This is a genomic window from Bradyrhizobium sp. CCGB12, assembly GCF_024199845.1.
GTDB lineage: Bacteria > Pseudomonadota > Alphaproteobacteria > Rhizobiales > Xanthobacteraceae > Bradyrhizobium.
Genome location: NZ_JANADO010000001.1, coordinates 8,575,095 through 8,592,781 on the forward strand (window position 1 = coordinate 8,575,095; position 17,687 = coordinate 8,592,781).

Sequence of the window (17,687 nt, forward strand, 5' to 3'; positions counted from 1 at the left end):
GTCAAGTAAAATACGCCTATTCCTCGTCACTTCCAGGCGTCGGCCGCAGCATGAAATGACCGAAGGCGGTGGCGATCGGCTTGTTCGCATCGTCCTGCCAGGCCCGCGCCTCGAAGGCCACGATGCGCCGGCCCTGCTTCACGATCGAGACGTTAGCAAACGTGTCGAGCGCGCGACCGGAGCGCAGATAGTTAACGGTAAGGCCGATCGGCTTGGGCGGGGCGGCCGCGCCGAGCTCGCGTGCCACCCCGATGATCGCGGTGGTCTCGAGGAAAGCGCCGGTCATGCCGCCATGGATCGCGGGCAGGATCGGATTGCCGATGATCTTTGGCGAGAATGGCATCGTCAGCGTGCCGTCCTGGTTGACGCGAATGCCGAGGCAGCGCGCGAACGGGCTACGCGCGAATGGGCCTTCCGGATCCTCCGGCGCCTCCAACGTCGGGGTGTCCCGCGTATCCATCCGGCGGTCGGCGAGCATGTTGGTGCGGTTGGCACCGATCATGAAGCAGGCGGTCGCGGTCGCGACCGGATCGTCCTCGGACTCCTGATAGGCGGTGGAGCGCACAAAGGCAATCGAGCGCGTGATACGGTAGCAGACCGAATGCGCCTTGATGTCGAGGCCCGGCGTCGCCGGCTTCTGATAGTCGATACGCAGGTCGAGCGTCGCGATGGCGCGCGTGCCGTCGAGCGCGAGCTGCACCGCCATGCCGCAGCTTTCGTCCAGCATGGCGGTGACGACGCCGCCATGGAGAACGCCGGTCTGGGTGTCGCCGACGAAGACCGGACGGTAGGGCAGGCTGGACCAGGCCTCGCCAGGCGCGAAGCGGTCGAGCTTGAGCCCGCTGATATGGCCGTAATCGGAGCGGCGGCCCTGGATCGCCTCGGCGAGTTCCTCGAAGGGGAGCGTGGTGGGTAGAGTGGACATGACGATGTTCTAGACCAGCGCCGGGCGTCGCGCAAAACCCCGAATGGCCCTCGCAGGTCGGCTTCGGGCGGTTTGGCCTCGACAGGGCGGGCCGAAGCGACGATGGTGGGTGCTTGTTTCGTTCGACTAGCCGCAAGGAGCGTCCATGGCCGACCCCGAAACGCCCTCGACCGCCCAGGGGCCTGTCACCATTTCGACTTCGAGCTCGGAGCGGGCGCCGATCATCTATTTCGACGGTGCCTCCTGTTTCGGCCATCACAACGGCGCGATCCAGATCGAGCTCGCCGCAAATCTCCTGATGCCGGTCGGCGCCGCCGTCAGGGTCGACGTGGTCCAGACCGCGCATTTGCGCTGTAGCGTTGCCGCTGCGCTGGCGCTGCGCGAAGCGCTCGACAAGGCGCTGGCGATGTACAAGCAGGGGCAGCAGCAGCCGAATGAGGAAATTCCGGCGATGAAGAATTGAGGCGGCGGGTCAGCCGGCAAAATCCGCGTTCAGGCAGCACTTCTTGAATTTCTTGCCGCTGCCGCAAGGACAGGGATCGTTGCGGCCGACCTTCGCAAACGGATTGGCGTGCGAATCGTTGAGCGACAGCGAGCCAAGACGTTTCTGTTGGGCCAGATGTTTCGGGTTGAATGCTGCCCATTCCGATAGTTCGAGGATCGTGTCCTGGAATGGGGACTGCTCGCGGGCCAGGCGGGGTGGGAGCTCGCCTGGATGATCAATCGCATGCCGTAGGTCTTTCTCGAAATCCTTGAACGAGAGCCAGTCCTCGTTGATGGATCCCCGCACAAAAGCCTGCTGCACCAGCGGCTTCAAATCGTCTAATCCGAGCCATGCGATCGATTGCTGCCAGCCGTACCAGGCGTAACAACCGTCTTGTAGCTCTATCCGATCATAGCACTCTCGCAGAAATTGTTCGGTCCATGCGCGCGAAAGGTGGCCGCCCAAGGTCAGAAGCGCGATAGCCTCTATCATGCGCGAGCGGATGAATTCGTCAGCCGCCTGCGTGTAGACGATGTCCTCCAAAGGCTTGGGGTCACCGTCAAAGACAGCTGTCATCACGCGATGAGACGTAGCAACCTTGGCATCGCTCAAGACTGGTTCAAGAGCTTCTCCCGGCACCTGCAGGAATTTTGCAAGGGTGCGATAGGCACTTTGGGCTCGCCATTCCCCAAGCAGATGAAACGCGAAGAAGAGGCCGAGATCGGTTGATGCGGGACCGGACGACACGAAGCGGTCGAAGGCCTCAATGAACACCGGGATCACCGCCTCGCGGTTGGCGCGTGCGGCCAGGATTGCCTCGGTGGGAAGTCCCTCCGATGCGCTCAATCTTTCGAGAATCTCATGAGCTTCCATTCGCGTACTCGCCGTCAGGGAACCTGAGATATCGAGAGTGACGTGAGAGGCGGCTCAGGTCGAGCGATATCGCCCCTAGCCCACATGCACCTTCGGTTTCCTGCCGCCGTTCCACTTGCCGTCGAGCGCGCGCTCGATCTGGGCGGCGAGCTGCAGCAGCAGGCCGTCATTGGCCTGTTTGGCGATGGCCTGGATGCCGAGCGGCAGGCCGTGCTCTTGCGCTGCCATCGGCATCGAGATCGCGGGCATGCCGCAGAGATTGGCGAGCGGCGTGAAGGCGAAGAAGCGCCAGAGATTGCCGAACCAGTCGAGCACGTCTGGATTGTCGGAGATGGTGAGATATTCCCTGGTGCCGACCTTCGGCGTCGGCAGCGCGGTGATCGGCGTCAGGATCACGTCCCACTGCTCGAAGAAGCTGCCGAAGCCGCGCGAGGTCGTGTTGAACACGCCTTGCATCTTCGCGCGTTCGGCGAAGCTCGTGTGCCGGCCGGCTTCCCAGATCCGGATGTTCATGGGCTCGATGAGATCTTCCGGCGGCTTTTCCAGCCCGCGTGCGGCGAGCATGTTGGAAATTACTACGGCGAAGTTCGAGATGTAACAGGTGGTCTGCGCCGCGAACGCGGCGCGGAAGTCGAGCTCGGGCAGGGCGTAGTCGACGTGATGGCCGAGACCTTCGAGGAAGCGGCCGGTCTTCTCCAACTCGGCTGTGATCTCGGGCGTCGCGGTGTAGTCGCCCCAGGTGTGCGACAGCGCGATACGGAGCTTGCCGGGATCGCGCTTGATCATCTCGAAATAGGGCTGCGCCGTGGTCCAGAACGGCATGAACTCGCCGGGGGCAGGCCCGCGGGCGTGATCGACGAAGGCCGCGGTGTCGCGTACTGAGCGTGATTGGCAGCCCTGGATCGAGACGAGGCCGGTGAGATCGGACATGTGCGGAGCGAGCGAGAACACGCCGCGCGAGACCTTCAGTCCGATATTGCCGTTGACACCGGCGGGAATGCGGATCGAGCCGCCGCCGTCGGTCGCATGCGCGATCGGCACCACCCCCGCGGCGACCATCGCGGCGCTGCCCGCCGATGAGCCGCAGGTGGTGTAGTCGGTATTCCAGGGATTGCGCGTGACGTAGACCGCGGGATTGTCGGCCGAGCTGCACACGCCGAATTCAGGCGTCGTCGTGCGCCCGATCAGATTGAGCCCCGCCTGGCGGAATTTTCCGGTCAGGAACGTGTCGGCGCCGGCGCGATTGCCGCGCATCAACAGCGAGCCCATCTCCTGGAGCCGGCCCTTCATGGTCGGTCCCAGATCCTTCATCAGGAAGGGCAGGCCGGCGAACGGGCCGGAGAGGTTGGCGCCGTCCTTGGCGGGGTCCGCGATCACGTCCTCGAACAGCTCGACCACGCCCGACAGCGCCGGGTTGACCTTGGCGACGCCCGCGGCGGCCTGGCGCGTCAGTTCCTTCGCGGTCAGCTCGCCCTTGCGGACGCGGGCGGCCAGCGCCATGCCGTCGTGCTGCGCCCATTCATTCCAGGTCATCGGCAAAGTCATGTCGTCAAATCCCCTTGATGCGGCACCTTCCTTTAGCAAGGGCCCGCCTTAATCAACTGAGCCGGCGCGAGGGGCAGGGTTGCATGGGGCGGAGAGGTGGCGGGGAGCAGACGTACAGGCCGTATCAGTCCGACAGTCGTGCGATCACTGCAACCGGCCCGCCGCCCGGAGGCCCCTGGTGCTCGGCGCCGCCGGAGACGTAGACCGCGCTGGTGCCCGCAAGGCCCGCGATCAGCCCGCCCACGGCGGCACGGGCGTGGCGTGTCGAGCTGATGTCGGTGTCCTCCAGCATGGTGTGGCGGAGGCCGCGCACGCTGCCATCAGGCGAGGCCTCGGCCTTGGCGAAGATGTTGACGAGCTCGCGCCCCTTCGTCGCCTGCGGTGCGGCGCCGATTCTGACGTCGTTCAATGCGGACATGATTGCCGCGGCGTCGATGGCATCGTCCATGACGGCGTGGCCGATCTCGAACTCGCTCGCCGACGACGCTGAATTGCCGAGCACGATGACGACGTTGTGCATCAGCTCTATCCCGGCCGAGGTGGAGGCGACTTTCGAGAACAGATCGTAGCGTCGCAGCACGTCCTCGTCGCGGACGTCGGGTGCGATCTCGCCGAGCGCAACCGCAACTCCGAGCGCGGAGGCGCCGCGTGAATAGGCCATCGAGCCGTAGGCACTGGTCGTCGCCGTCTTATTTCCGCGCGCAGCGGCCGCCTCGACGCGATCGCTGGTGAGCAGTGGGCACTTGATCTGCACGAAATGGACGTCGTCGGAATCGCTGATTCCGGCGTCTGCCATCGCGGCCTTCACGGCCCTGGCGGTCTCGGTGATTTGTGCGGAGCGGCCGAGCTCTTCGGGAAGCAAATCACGGGTGTGCGCCATGCCGATGCTCAGGCGTTTGCCGGAGATGTCTGCCGGGCGTTCGACCTCGCGCCGCGTGAACACCGTGATGTGCGGGCTGAGCACGCCTTCGGTGCCGCCGGACATCACGAAGGCGATGCGCTGCTCGATCTCGTGCGGTGGCAGCGCGAGATGTGGCGCCAGTGCCGCACACAGCGCGGCAACGCCATATTCCCGGGTGAAATCGTTGACGCCGCCATTGCCCTCGGTCTTGCCGAGGATCGCGAGAATTGATTTGGGATCGATGGTGCCGGAGCCGATCATACTCATGAGGCCGGAGACGTCGCCGGGGCCCTTGGTGGCGACCTTGAAGACGCCGACCGATGTGGTGCGCATGACTGGTCCTCAGTTCGGTGGTCCGGCGAGTCAACCAGCCGTGGAACGGAGGCTGCTGTCAATCCCCGTCGTGGTCCTGGCGAAAGCCAGGACCCACTACCCCAGGGAGATGTTTGGTGAAGACGCGTCGTCCGGTGCACGCACCTCATCCCAACCGATGGACCTCGCGGTTGGGTCCTGGCTTTCGCCAGGACGCCAATGGAGTATGCTGCGCCGTCTCGGCCACATCCCCACGAATGTGGCGAGATCGCATCGGTTCAACAAAAAATCGTCTGTCGACGGTTGCGCGCCGCACCTTGATGAATCAACCTTGGTTGGTCCATAAGCGGCGTCCCGCGACCCGGTGGTTCGCTCCACGTCGCGTGCTTGGATAGAGGGATTCTCGCGTGGCAAATATCAACCAGAAAATTGCGCAGGAGCTTGGGGTTCGGGCCGAGCAGGTCGAGGCGGCGGTGACGCTGCTCGACGGCGGCGCGACGGTTCCCTTCATCGCGCGCTACCGCAAGGAAGCGACCGGTGCGCTCGACGACGCGCAATTGCGCACCCTGGAGGAGCGCCTGGTTTACCTGCGCGAGCTCGAGGACCGCCGCAAGGCGATCCTCGAATCGGTTCGCGAACAGGGCAAGCTCGATGCCGCACTCGAAGCCTCCATTCTCGCCGCCGACAGCAAGGCCCGCCTCGAAGACATCTATCTGCCGTTCAAGCCGAAGCGCCGCACCAAGGCCGAGATCGCCAAGGAAGCCGGCCTCGAGCCGCTCGCCGATCAGCTGATCGCGGAGCCGGGCAACGATCCGAAAATCGTGGCGGAAGGCTTCATCAACGCCGAGAAGGGCGTTGCCGATGCCGCCGCCGCACTCGACGGAGCCCGCGCCATCCTGGTCGAACGCTTCGACGAGGACGCCGACCTGATCGGGAGCTTGCGCGAGGAGATGTGGACCAATGCGCGCATGGCCTCCAAGGTGCGCGACGGCAAGAAGACCGAGGGTGAAAAATTCGCCGACTATTTCGACTTCTCCGAGCCGCTGACCAAGCTACCGTCGCACCGCATCCTCGCGATGTTCCGCGGCGAGAAGGAAGAGATTCTCGACCTGCAAATGCAGGCCGAGGCCGAAGCGCCGCCCGCCGGCGTGCCGGGCGCCTATGAATTGAAGATCATGAAGCGGTTCGGCATCGCCGACCTCAAGCGCGCCGGCGACCGCTGGCTGATCGACACCGTGCGCTGGGCTTGGCGCACCAAGATCCAGGTGCATCTCAACATCGATTTGCGCATGCGGCTGTGGAACTCGGCCGAGACCGAGGCGGTGCGCGTGTTCGCTTCGAACCTGCGCGACCTGCTGCTGGCCGCGCCCGCGGGCACCCGCGTCACCATGGGCCTCGATCCCGGCTACCGTACCGGCGTCAAGGTCGCCGTCATCGATGCCACCGGCAAGGTGGTCGATACCGCCGTGATCTATCCGCACGAGCCGCAGCGGCAGTGGAACGAGTCGCTGGCGACGCTCGGCCGGCTCGCGCTGAAGCACCGCGTCGAGCTGATCGCGATCGGCAATGGTACCGCCTCTCGCGAAACCGACAAGCTCGCGGCCGACCTCGTCAAGGGCTTGGCCGAGCTGAAGATGAACAAGATCGTCGTGTCGGAAGCGGGCGCCTCGGTCTATTCGGCCTCCGCTTTCGCCTCGGAGGAATTGCCGGGCCTCGACGTCACCCTGCGCGGCGCGGTCTCGATCGCCCGCCGTCTCCAGGATCCGCTCGCCGAGCTCGTCAAGATCGAGCCCAAAGCGATCGGCGTCGGTCAGTACCAGCACGACCTCGGCCAGGCCAAGCTCGCCAAATCGCTTGATGCCGTGGTGGAAGACTGCGTGAATGCCGTCGGCGTCGACGTCAACACCGCCTCCGCACCGCTGCTGGCGCGTGTGTCGGGTGTCGGCTCCGGTCTTGCGCAGAGCATCGTGGCGCACCGCGACGCCAACGGCCCGTTCAAGTCGCGCAAGGCACTGAAGGAGGTGCCGCGGCTTGGTCCGAAGGCGTTCGAGCAATGCGCGGGCTTTTTGCGCATCCTCGGCGGCGAAGACCCGCTCGATGCCTCCGGCGTGCATCCGGAGGCCTATCCGGTGGTACGTCGGATTCTCGCGGCCACCAAGAGCGACATCAAGGCGCTGATAGGCTCTAGCGAGATCGTGCGCACGCTCAAGCCGAAGGATTTTGTCGACGAGACCTTTGGTCTGCCGACCGTCACCGACATCCTGCGCGAGCTTGAGAAGCCCGGCCGCGATCCGCGACCGGCGTTCAAGGCCGCGGTGTTCAAGGAGGGCGTCGAGGAGATCAAGCATCTCCAGAAGGGCATGATCCTCGAGGGCACCGTGACCAATGTCGCCGCCTTCGGCGCCTTCGTCGACATCGGCGTGCACCAGGACGGCCTCGTGCACATCTCGGCGATGTCCAAGACCTACATCAAGGATCCGCGCGAGGTGGTGAAGCCCGGCGACATCGTCAAGGTGAAAGTGCTGGACTTCGAGGTCGCCCGCAAGCGCATCTCGCTGACGCTGCGCCTCGACGACGAGGTCGGCGCCAAGAAGGACGCCCCCGGCATGCAGCGCGACAACAACACGCGCAATGCCGCCCGCATGACCTCGTCGGCACCGCGCAAGCAGGAATCCTCCGGCGGTGGCGCCCTCGCCGAAGCCCTGCGCCGCGCGGCGGAGAAGAACAACGGAAAGCGGGCCTGAGCCTTTACCTTTTCCCCGCTCTCTGCGGGGAGAGGTCGGGCAGTTCCTACGCGTTGAGCTGTTGGACGTGTGGGGAGTGCTCTCCACATCCTCATTGCGAGCCAACGGGTCCGCGCGTAGCGCGGCCCGATGACAGGCTCCGCGAAGCAATCCAGAGTCCCCCCGTGGAAAGACTCTGGATTGATTCCTCGCAAGGGCTCCTCGCAATGACGAGGAGAGAGCGTGCCTGTTCGGCTGTCGCCGTTTGCGCGGAAAGCTCACCTTCCTAACTTCCGCGTCAGAATCTGGCGCGTTTGTAAGTTGAAGCTGCTTGTCCCTTCCTCTCATCTGGTCCTTCTCGCGTGGCATTGGTTTCGCCGCGCAGCACGGAGGATGCTTCGATGAACAACAGGCTTCTCAAAGGCTTCACCGCGGTGACGGTCGCCGCTGCAATGGCGCTCGCTTCGCCGGTGCTCGCCCGTGGCGGCGGTGGTGGCGGAGGTCACGGCGGTGGTGGCTTCGGTGGTGGCGGACATTTCGGTGGTGGCGGAATGCACGCGGGCGGCTTCGGTGGAGGAATGCGCGGAGGCGGTATGCACGTCGGCGGTATGGGTGGCGGCGGCATGCGATTTGGCGGCATGGGCGGTGCTCGTTTCGGTGGCGCCCGCTTCGCCGGTTCGCCAATGGCCGCGCGTGCTGCCATGGGGCCGCGCTTTGCCGGTGCACCATTAGCGACCCGCGCCGCTTTCGGCCCGCGGTTTGCTGGCCGGGGTTGGCACGGCAGGCCGTTCATTGGCCGCCATGCCTTCTTCCACCGTCACCGCTTCAACCGGTTCGCCTTTTTCGGCGCGCCCTACTACTACGCCAATTATTACAACTATTACGACGATGGTTGCTGGCGCAGGAGTTTGACGCCCTATGGGTGGCAATGGGTCAATGTGTGCGGAGACGGTTGGTACTAGCATCGCTGTACCGCACCATTGTCGCGATCGCCACCGGGCGGTTCCGCTCTGCCCCGGAACGGGATAGTCTGGTGGCGGTCGTCGCGCGGAGTTTGTCATGACCGGAGGTCACCGTCGCATCCTGGTCGTCGAGGACGATCCGGAAACCGCGGGCCAGCTCGTCGAGGAACTGACGACGTCAGGCTATGAGGTCGATCTCGCCGCAACGGGGCGCGAAGCCCTGAGCCACGGCGTCTCGCGCGACTATGCCGTGATCACCATCGACCGTATGCTGCCCGACATCGACGGCATCACCGTGATGCGGCAATTGCGCGACGACGGCATCGCCGCGCCGTTCCTGATCATTTCCGCGCTCGGCGAGGTCGACGACCGCGTGCGGGGCCTGCGCGCCGGGGGCGATGATTATCTCGTCAAGCCGTTCTCCTTCACCGAATTGCTGGCGCGGCTCGAGGCCCTCGGCCGCCGCAGCGAGACCATCGCCAAGGAAACGATCCTGCGGGTCGGCGATCTCGCCATCGACCTGATCGCGCGCAGTGCGAGCCGCCGCGGCCGCAAGATTCCGCTGCTGCCGCGCGAGTTCCAGCTGCTCGAATATCTCGTCCGCAACGAGGGCCGCGTCGTCTCCCGCGCGATGCTGCTCCAGCATGTGTGGGATCTGCATTTCGATCCCTCCACCAACATCATCGACGTCTATGTCGGACGGGTCCGCCGCAAGGTCGACGACAGCCAAGACTACCCGCTGATCCACACCATTCGCGGCATCGGATACTGCCTCCGTGCTCCTGGCTAAGACGCTCCGCTCGTCGACCTTCCGCCTGGCGCTGATCGCGATCGCGGCGTTCGGCCTGATCGTGGCGGTGATCATGGCCTATGTCTATTTCGGCACGCTCGCCTACGTGCAAAGTCGGCTCGGCGCTGCCGGCGATCACGATGCCTTCACGCGGATGATCGAGCTCGCGATGGCTGCGGTTGCGGTGTTGCTCCTCGTCCTCGCCGGGCTCGCGGCCGTGCTGGTGACGCGGCGTACCGTCGGCCGGATCGAGCAGATCAACGCCACCAGCCGCGCCATCATGCTCGCAGGCCTCGACCAGCGCATTCCCCTGCGCGGCAGCAACGATGAATGGGACCGCGTCGCCGAAAACCTCAACCAGATGCTCGACCGCATCGAGACGCTGATGGGCGAGGTCAAGCAGGTCAGCGACAATGTCGCCCACGATCTGCGTACGCCGCTGACGCGCATGCGGGGTCGGCTGGAGAAGGCCTATCATGCTCCGCGCAACGGCGAAGCCGATGCGGCGCTGATCGGCGACACCATCGCTGATCTCGACGCCGTGCTCGGCATGTTCGCCTCCATCACCCGGATCTCGGAGATCGAGACCCGGGCCCGCACCGGCGCCTTCCGCGCGCTCGACCTCGCCGAGATTGCCGGCGAGGTCGTGGAGCTCTACGACGCCGCCGCCGAAGAGGTCGCCACAAAGCTCAGCCTCGGCGGTGATCGCGAGGTGCCGGTGACCGGCGACCGCGACCTGTTGTTCGACGCCATCGCCAATCTCGTCGACAACGCAATCAAGCACGGGCGCAAAGGCGGGCAGGTGACGGTCACCTGCCGCAGCGCCGGTGGCGGCGCGACGATCGCGATCGCTGACGACGGCCCGGGCATTCCCTCTGAGGAACGCGAATACGTGTTCAAGCGCTTCTACAGGCTCGAGCAGAGCCGCTATACGCCAGGCAATGGCCTCGGTCTCAGTCTCGTTGCCGCGGTCGCGCGCCTTCACGGCGCCGAGATCGCGTTGCATGACAACGCGCCGGGCCTCACGGTCCAGCTCAGCTTCCCGCCGACATCAGCAATGTGATGCCGGAAGGCGTCACAGCTCGATCACGCCGCGGCGCGCCGCATGCGCGACCGCGTCGGTGCGGCCGGTGGCATCGAGCTTGTCGAGCAGCGAGCCGACATGGAACTTCACGGTGTGCACGGAGATGCCGAGCTGGCGCGCGATCATCTTGTTGGAGGCGCCTTCGGCCATCAGCGCCAGCACGTCGAGCTCGCGCTGCGTCAGCGCGATATCGTTTGGCATGATACGCGGATCGCGGGCGATGACTGCCGCGGCAGCGGGCTCTCCGGGCGCGGCGAGGCGAAGCCCTGTGACGTTGCCGAGCAGTTTCGCCAGGCGATCGGCGAGGGCGGGATCGTCGATCTCAAGGGCCAGCACGATTTCGGGCGCGTTGTCCTCGCTCACGCCTCCGGCCTTTCACCGACCGTGACCTTGAAGCTGACAGGCTCGCCGCCGCGGCGCGCCGCGACATCGACCACCGCGCCGACGCTCGAAGGACCCAGCGTCCGCGACAGGGCGCGCACGCCGGAGAGCTTCTGGTCGTTGACCGCCACGATCACGTCGCCCTGGCGGATGCCGGCGGCAGCCGAAGGTCCGGCCTTGTCGACATTCATCACCATCGCGCCGATGCCGTCATCGAGCCGCACCGGTTGGAGCCCGAGGCCGAGATATCCGCGCGCGATGCGGCCGCGGGTCTCGAGCTGGGGCGCGACGCGCTCGATCGTCGCCGTGGGGATCACCAGGACGCGACGCGGCCCGAGCACGGCCATGCCAAAGGCTTCGCCCGATGCATCGAGCGCGAGCCCGCCCTGCTGGCTGCCGCGCAGGCTGACGTCGAGCTCGATCCGCGCATCGATGTCGCCGCCGCGGAGGGAGCGCCAACCTTTGCCGGACGCGGACACCATTCCGAGCGTCGCGCTCGGCGTATCGCGATTGGTGGCGACCACGACCGACAACGCACCGAGGGCCGGGACCGACGCGGCCAGCTTGACCGGCGCGATGGCGGCGTCGGTGCGCAGCAGCGCGATATCGGTCGTATGGTCGCGGCCGGCGATTGTGGCGGCCGCTCGGCTGCCGTCGGGAAGGCCGATCTCGACCGCGCCCTCGTCGGCGAGGGCCTCGTCGGCGGTGACGATCAGGCCGGGTTTCCAGACGAAGCCGGTCGCGCGGGAGCGGTGTGAATGCACAGAGACGACGGACGGCGCGGTGCGCGCCACCACGTCCGCGAGCGCGGACGATAGGGAAGACAGGGCAGTGGGGTCGGTCATGGCAGGCTCCTGTAGCTGCCCTCAATCTGGGACGTCGCAGGCGTTTGCGAAACTGGCCGGGTGGCCAGGACATAGACGATGAACTGGCTTCCGCAGGGCCACGGCCGACGAACATGTGATTGGGAGCTGCTCACGGGGACGTGTAGCAATCGGCCTGACCTTGTGCCGCATGACTTCCCCTGCTTCCAAGAGCCCTGACTGATGACCATCGACCTCACCCGCCGCACCCTGATTCAACTCGCCGGTGCGACCTCGCTCGCAATGGCCGCCGCAGCCGCGGCACGTGCCGAGGGCACCGCGCAGGGCGGCGGGCCGACCTATGCCAGCCGCACGCCGATGCGGGTCGGCATGGTGACGCTGCGGGTCAAGGATATCGACAAGGTCGCGGACTACTACCGTGACGTGATCGGGCTCACCGTGATGGAGCGCTCAAGCACCACCGCCAAGCTCGGCACGGCCGGCATCACGCTCCTTGTGCTGGAGGCGCGTCCCGATGCGGGAATCGAGCCGCGCAGCGCCGCCGGCCTCTATCACACCGCCTTCCTGATGCCGACGCGCAAGGACCTCGCGCGCTGGCTGGTAGCAGCCGCCTCGCACCGCGTGCCGCTGTCTGGCTTTGCCGATCACCTCGTCTCTGAATCCGTCTATCTCGATGACCCCGAAGGTAACGGCATCGAGGTCTATGCCGATCGCGATCCCTCGCAATGGCAGTGGAGCGAGGGCAGCGTGAAGATGGCGACCGACGAGCTCAACATCCCCGATTTGCTGTCGCTAACCAATACCCGCGTTCCCGACTATGCCAAGGCGCCGGACGGCTTGCGCATCGGCCACATGCATCTGCGCGTCGGCGATCTTGCGCAGGCCGAGCGCTTCTATCACGGCACGATCGGCCTCGATCCGACCCGCAAGCGCAACGGCGCGGCGTTCCTGTCGTCGGGCCGCTATCACCATCACCTCGGCATGAACGTCTGGCAGAGCCAGGGCGCCGGTCAACGCGACGATCAGGCCACGGGTCTCGCCTGGTTCTCGCTGGTGATGGAGAAACAGGACCTGCTCGCCGCACAGGAGGAGCGCCTGCGCAAGGCTGGTGTGAAAGTCACGACGATCGCGGACGGCGTCGAGGCAATCGATCCCTGGGGCACGCGTGTGCGGCTGCTCAGGGTTTGATCGCAGGCGCGGGCATTGGTAATACCGGGCAAACAGCTCCGGGATCCACATCCGACATGTCCGAATTCCACGGCGTCTTCCCCTATCTCGTTTCGCCCGTCGATGCCGAGGGCAGCGTGCGCACCGCGGTCCTCGCAAAACTCTGCGACGATCTGATCGGCGCCGGCGTCCACGGGCTGACGCCGCTTGGCTCGACCGGCGAGTTCGCCTATCTCAATGCCGCGCAACGCATGATGATCGTGCAGACCACGATCGAGGCTACGAAGGGCCGTGTGCCGGTTGTGGCCGGCGTCGCCTCCACCTCGACGGCCGACGCGGTGGCGCAGGCGAGGGCGTATCAGAAGCTCGGTGCCAACGGTATCCTGGCGATCCTGGAGGCTTATTTCCCGCTCGCCGATTCACAGGTCGAATCCTATTTCCGCGCCATCGCCGATGCCGTGGACATCCCCGTCGTCATCTACACCAATCCGCAATTCCAGCGCTCCGACCTCACGCTCGACGTTGTTGCGCGCCTCGCCGAACATCCGCGCATCGGTTACATCAAGGATGCCTCGACCAACACCGGTCGGTTGCTCTCGATCATGAACCGCTGCGGCGAGGCTCTGCGGGTGTTCTCGGCCTCGGCCCATATCCCGGCCGCAGTGATGCTGATCGGCGGCCGTGGCTGGATGGCGGGACCTGCCTGCATCATCCCGCGCCAGAGCGTCGCACTCTACGATCTCTGCAAGGCGGGCCGCTGGGATGAGGCCATGGCGCTGCAGCGCCGGCTGTGGCGCATCAACGAGGCCTTCGCCCGCTTCAATCTCGCCGCCTGTATCAAGGCGGGGTTGGCGAGCCAGGGCTACGATGTCGGCGATCCCGTCCTGCCGCAGGTCCCGCTGACGGCCGACGCACGCAAGGTCGTGGAAGCGGCGTTGCGGGAGCTGAAATAGCCGTTTGCCACGCGGCAATTTGCCCCGGCGCCGTGCCGGACGCAAAAACACTCCTTACCTGACGGAGAAACTTCCGTTCGTTTGCGACGTTGCTGCGTGAGCGAGGTGTGTGACCACATGCATGTGCGTCCCGAGATCGTATCCGGCACAAGAGACGGTAATCCCCGATGAATCGTCGCTATGCGATTGCCGCGGCGGTCTTCGCCGCCCTGCTGCTCGCCATCACGTCCGCGAAAATCCTGCATGTCCCGAGCTCGTATGTCCCATGGGCGGCGCCCTCCGCACGTGCCGTCGAGCAGCGCGGGCCGCTGTCCGATGGCGAAAAGGCGACCATCGACATCTTCGAGCGCGTATCGCCTTCGGTCGTCCAGGTTGCCGTCAAGTCGGCGGCCAATCCTCTAATGAGCGAGGAAGGGCAGGGCAGCGGCGGAGCTTCAGGCACGGGCTTCGTCTGGGATCGCGACGGACATCTCGTGACGAACAACCATGTCGTGGCCAATGGCAACGAGATCGCCGTGCGCTTCGCGTCGGGAGAGGTGGCCGAGGTCGAGCTCGTCGGCCGAGCTCCCAATTACGATCTCGCGGTGCTGCGGATCCGCAGCGTGCGCCAGCTTCCGCCGCCGATCGCGCTCGGCAGTTCGAACGACCTGAAGGTCGGGCAGTCTGCCTTCGCGATCGGCAATCCCTTTGGGCTGGATCAATCGATGACGAGCGGCATCATCAGCGCGCTCAAGCGCAGGCTTCCGACTCATGGCGGCCGGGAGATTGCCAACGTCATCCAGACCGATGCCGCGATCAACCCGGGCAATTCGGGCGGGCCTTTGCTGGATTCCGCCGGCCGGCTGATCGGCGTCACCACGGCGATCATCTCGCCGTCCGGATCGAACGCCGGGATCGGCTTTGCGGTGCCGGTCGACATCGTGAATCGGATTGTCCCCGAGCTCATTCGCAACGGCCGCGTGCCGACGCCCGGCATCGGCATTGTGGCCGCCGGCGAGGATGTCTCGACCCGGCTTGGCGTCGAAGGGGTGATCGTCGTGCGGACGGCCCCCGGAAGTCCGGCTGAGCAGGCGGGGATTCGTGGTGTCAACTTTTCGACTGGGGCGGTCGGGGACATCATCACCGCCGTCGAAGGCAAGCCGGTGCGGCGCCTCGCCGACCTGACCGATGCGCTGGAGCAGGTCGGCGCCGGGAAGACTGTCCGCATTACTGTCAAGCGGGGCTCGGACAGCCGCGACGTGAACGTGGGCATCATCGACATCGAGCGCTCCTGAACCGGCAATCTGCGCGGCCAAAGCGGGCGTAGCACGCAATGCAGATGTGCTGCGGGTCGGTTGTATCGACTGCAAAATCGGCTAAAACCGCCGCGGTCGTTTTCCGGATTTCAAGGACCCCACGGAATGAACATTCTTCCCGGCAATTTGCGTTTCGGAGCGGGGCAGCCCGTCAAGCGTTTGGAAGACCAGCGGCTGCTCACCGGGAAGGGGCAGTTCATCGACGACAAGCCGGAGGACGGCGCGCTGTGGTTGCACGTGCTGCGCTCGCCGCACGCCCACGCGAAGATCGTTTCGGTCGACACCGGCGTCGCGGCGTCGATGCCGGGCGTCATCGCGGTCTATACGGGGGCGGACCTCGTCAAGGACGACGTCGGCAGCATCCCCACGCTGAGCATCTTCAAGCGTCCCGACGGCAAGCCGATGACGGTGCCGCCGCGCCGCCTGCTCGCCCACGAGGTCGTGCGCTATGCCGGTGAGGCCGTGGCCGCCGTGGTGGCGTCGTCGCGCACTGAGGCGCAGAGCGCGGCCGAGGCGATCGTGGTCGAATATGACGTGCAGCCCGCAGTGGTCGATCCCGTCGAGGCGGTGAAGCCCGGCGCGCCCGTGGTGTGGCCGGAGGCGCCTGACAACATCGTCGGCGCCATGGCTTACGGCGATGCCGTCAAGGTTGACGAGGCCTTTGCCAAGGCTGCACATACCGTCGAGCTCGATGTCGTCAGCCAGCGCCTCGTGCCCTCCGCGATGGAGCCGCGCTCGACCATTGCCGAGATCGACAAGAAATCCGGTCGCCTTCTCCTGCATGTGCAATCGCAGACGCCGGCCTCGACCCGCGACGTGCTGGCGGAAGCCGTGCTCAAGCGTCCCAAGGACAGCGTCCGCGTGCTGGTCGGCGACATCGGCGGCGGCTTTGGCCAGAAGACGAACCTCTATCCGGAAGATGGTATCGTCGCTTACGCGGCAACCAAGCTGAACAAAAAAATCCGGTGGCGCGGCGACCGCACCGACGAGTTCGTCGGCGGCACCCACGGCCGCGATCTCACCTCCACGGCGTCCTTCGCGCTCGACGAGAAGGGCAAGGTGCTGGCCTATCGCGTCAAGTCGATCGGCTGCACCGGCGCCTATTCCTCGGGTGCGGCGAACATCATTCCGCTGGTGCTTGGGCCGTTCGTGCAGACCGGCGTCTACGATTTGCCGCTGGTGCATTTCGAAGTGCAGTCGGTGATGACGCACACCGCGCCCGTTGGTGCCTACCGCGGCGCCGGCCGCCCCGAGGCGGTGTTCATCGTCGAGCGCCTGTTCGACGCGGCCGCGCGAAAAATCGGCATGGATCCGCGCGCGATCCGCAAAGCCAACTACATCAAGCCCGCGCAGCTGCCCTACACCAATGCAGCGGGCCAAGTGTATGATTCCGGCGCCTTCGCGCACATGCTCGACCGTGCCGTGAAGCTTGCCGACTGGGACGGCTTTGCCGCACGTAAGAAAGCAGCGAAGAAGAAAGGCCTGCTCTACGGCCGCGGGCTCACGTCCTACATCGAATGGACCGGCGGCCGCGCCCACACCGAGAAGGTGAGCCTGCACGCGACCTCGCAGGGCCGCGTCGTGCTGCATTCCGGCACCATGGCGATGGGGCAGGGGCTGCAGACCACCTACACTCAGATGATCTCCGACACGCTCGGGATTGCCATGGACAAGATCGATGTCGTCCAGGGCGACACTGATCTCGCCATGGGTTTTGGCAGCGTCGGCTCGCGCTCACTGTTCGTCGGCGGCACGGCGGTCGCGGTGTCGTCCAACGATTTGATCCAGAAGGCCCGCGAGAAGGCGGCGAACGTGCTGGAGACCTCGGTCGAGGACATCGAATACCAGGGCGGCATGCTCACCGTGGTCGGAACCGACCGCCGCATCAGCCTGTTCGATCTCGCCGAGAAGGAGAGCGGCGCCAAGCTCAGCGTCGATTCAGAGGGTGAGGTGGATGGGCCGAGCTGGCCGAACGGCACGCATATCTGCGAGGTCGAGATCGATCCCGAGACCGGCGTGTCGAAGGTCGTGCGCTACACCACCGTCGACGACGTCGGTGTGGCCGTGAACCCGATGCTGGTGACGGGGCAGATCCATGGCGGCGTCGCGCAGGGCATCGGTCAGGCATTGTATGAGGGCGTGTCCTACGATGCCGACGGCCAGCTCCTCACCGCGAGCTACCAGGACTACTGCATCCCGCGCGCCGACGACGTGCCGCCGATCGTGGTGACGCTCGACGATTCCGCGCCCTGTCGCACCAATCCGCTCGGTGCCAAAGGCTGCGGCGAATCCGGTGCCATCGGCGGCCCGCCTTGCGTCACCAACGGCGTGATGGACGCGCTCGCCGAGCTCGGCATCACCCAGCTGAATACGCCCCTGACGCCGCAGAAGATCTGGAACGCGATCAGCGACGCGAAGACGAGTTAGGGGCTCAGCTGAAGCCTCAAACTCGGTGTCGTCCCGGCCTA

The 17,687-nt window shown here is 65.6% G+C and carries 15 protein-coding genes; 9 read left to right on the forward strand and 6 right to left on the reverse strand.

The features are described from left to right. Positions 1-16: 16 nt before the first annotated feature. The gene (locus NLM27_RS39470; RefSeq protein ID WP_254148402.1) at positions 17-925 is read right to left on the reverse strand and encodes a PaaI family thioesterase; all 909 of its coding nucleotides are present in this window, start codon (positions 923-925) and stop codon (positions 17-19) included. A 145-nt stretch (positions 926-1,070) separates the two neighbouring features. Between NLM27_RS39470 and NLM27_RS39475 the strand changes: the two genes are divergently transcribed. Then, entirely contained in the window at positions 1,071-1,388 is a 318-nt protein-coding gene (locus NLM27_RS39475) for a hypothetical protein (RefSeq protein ID WP_254148403.1), read from the forward strand. 9 nt (positions 1,389-1,397) lie between these two features. Here NLM27_RS39475 and NLM27_RS39480 read toward each other — a convergent pair whose 3' ends face one another. From NLM27_RS39480 to NLM27_RS39490, 3 genes are all read right to left on the reverse strand, one after another. Next, positions 1,398-2,282 (reverse strand): DUF1186 domain-containing protein, encoded by an 885-nt coding sequence (locus NLM27_RS39480; protein ID WP_254148404.1) that lies wholly within the window; start codon positions 2,280-2,282, stop codon positions 1,398-1,400. Between the two features lie 75 nt (positions 2,283-2,357). After that, positions 2,358-3,827 (reverse strand): amidase, encoded by a 1,470-nt coding sequence (locus NLM27_RS39485; RefSeq protein WP_254148405.1) that lies wholly within the window; start codon positions 3,825-3,827, stop codon positions 2,358-2,360. A gap of 124 nt (positions 3,828-3,951) precedes the next feature. Continuing rightward, entirely contained in the window at positions 3,952-5,061 is a 1,110-nt protein-coding gene (locus tag NLM27_RS39490; RefSeq protein WP_254148406.1) for a ring-opening amidohydrolase, read from the reverse strand. 386 nt (positions 5,062-5,447) lie between these two features. Between NLM27_RS39490 and NLM27_RS39495 the strand changes: the two genes are divergently transcribed. The 4 genes from NLM27_RS39495 to NLM27_RS39510 all read left to right on the forward strand — a co-directional run bounded on the left by NLM27_RS39495 (position 5,448) and on the right by NLM27_RS39510 (position 10,578). Then, on the forward strand, positions 5,448-7,784 hold the full coding sequence (locus NLM27_RS39495; protein ID WP_254148407.1) for a Tex family protein: 2,337 nt from the start codon (positions 5,448-5,450) through the stop codon (positions 7,782-7,784). A 380-nt stretch (positions 7,785-8,164) separates the two neighbouring features. Then, entirely contained in the window at positions 8,165-8,725 is a 561-nt protein-coding gene (locus NLM27_RS39500; RefSeq protein WP_254148408.1) for a hypothetical protein, read from the forward strand. Positions 8,726-8,822: 97 nt separating this feature from the next. Then, positions 8,823-9,515: a response regulator transcription factor gene (locus tag NLM27_RS39505; protein ID WP_254148409.1), complete on the forward strand. Its 693-nt coding sequence runs from the start codon at positions 8,823-8,825 to the stop codon at positions 9,513-9,515. After that, positions 9,502-10,578, forward strand: a complete 1,077-nt coding sequence (locus NLM27_RS39510) for a HAMP domain-containing sensor histidine kinase (protein ID WP_254148410.1) — start codon at positions 9,502-9,504, stop codon at positions 10,576-10,578. Before NLM27_RS39505 ends, NLM27_RS39510 begins: the two co-directional genes overlap by 14 nt. 12 nt (positions 10,579-10,590) lie before the next feature. Here the strand turns inward: NLM27_RS39510 and NLM27_RS39515 are convergent, their stop codons facing one another. Both NLM27_RS39515 and NLM27_RS39520 read right to left on the reverse strand, forming a co-directional pair. Next, on the reverse strand, positions 10,591-10,962 hold the full coding sequence (locus NLM27_RS39515) for a response regulator transcription factor (RefSeq protein WP_254148411.1): 372 nt from the start codon (positions 10,960-10,962) through the stop codon (positions 10,591-10,593). Next, entirely contained in the window at positions 10,959-11,825 is an 867-nt protein-coding gene (locus NLM27_RS39520) for a S1C family serine protease (protein WP_254148412.1), read from the reverse strand. Before NLM27_RS39520 ends, NLM27_RS39515 begins: the two co-directional genes overlap by 4 nt. Before the next feature lie 201 nt (positions 11,826-12,026). Here NLM27_RS39520 and NLM27_RS39525 point away from each other — a divergent pair, with 201 nt between their 5' ends. From NLM27_RS39525 to NLM27_RS39540, 4 genes are all read left to right on the forward strand, one after another. Then, positions 12,027-12,992 (forward strand): VOC family protein, encoded by a 966-nt coding sequence (locus tag NLM27_RS39525; protein ID WP_254148413.1) that lies wholly within the window; start codon positions 12,027-12,029, stop codon positions 12,990-12,992. A 56-nt stretch (positions 12,993-13,048) separates the two neighbouring features. Continuing rightward, positions 13,049-13,924 carry a dihydrodipicolinate synthase family protein gene (locus tag NLM27_RS39530; RefSeq protein ID WP_254148414.1) on the forward strand — a complete coding sequence of 292 codons (876 nt, stop codon included), beginning with the start codon at positions 13,049-13,051 and terminating at the stop codon, positions 13,922-13,924. A 167-nt stretch (positions 13,925-14,091) separates the two neighbouring features. Beyond that, positions 14,092-15,198, forward strand: coding sequence for a S1C family serine protease (locus NLM27_RS39535; RefSeq protein ID WP_254148415.1), 1,107 nt, complete (start codon positions 14,092-14,094; stop codon positions 15,196-15,198). A gap of 126 nt (positions 15,199-15,324) precedes the next feature. Further along, positions 15,325-17,646 (forward strand): xanthine dehydrogenase family protein molybdopterin-binding subunit, encoded by a 2,322-nt coding sequence (locus tag NLM27_RS39540; protein WP_254148416.1) that lies wholly within the window; start codon positions 15,325-15,327, stop codon positions 17,644-17,646. The last annotated feature ends 41 nt before the right edge of the window (positions 17,647-17,687 follow it).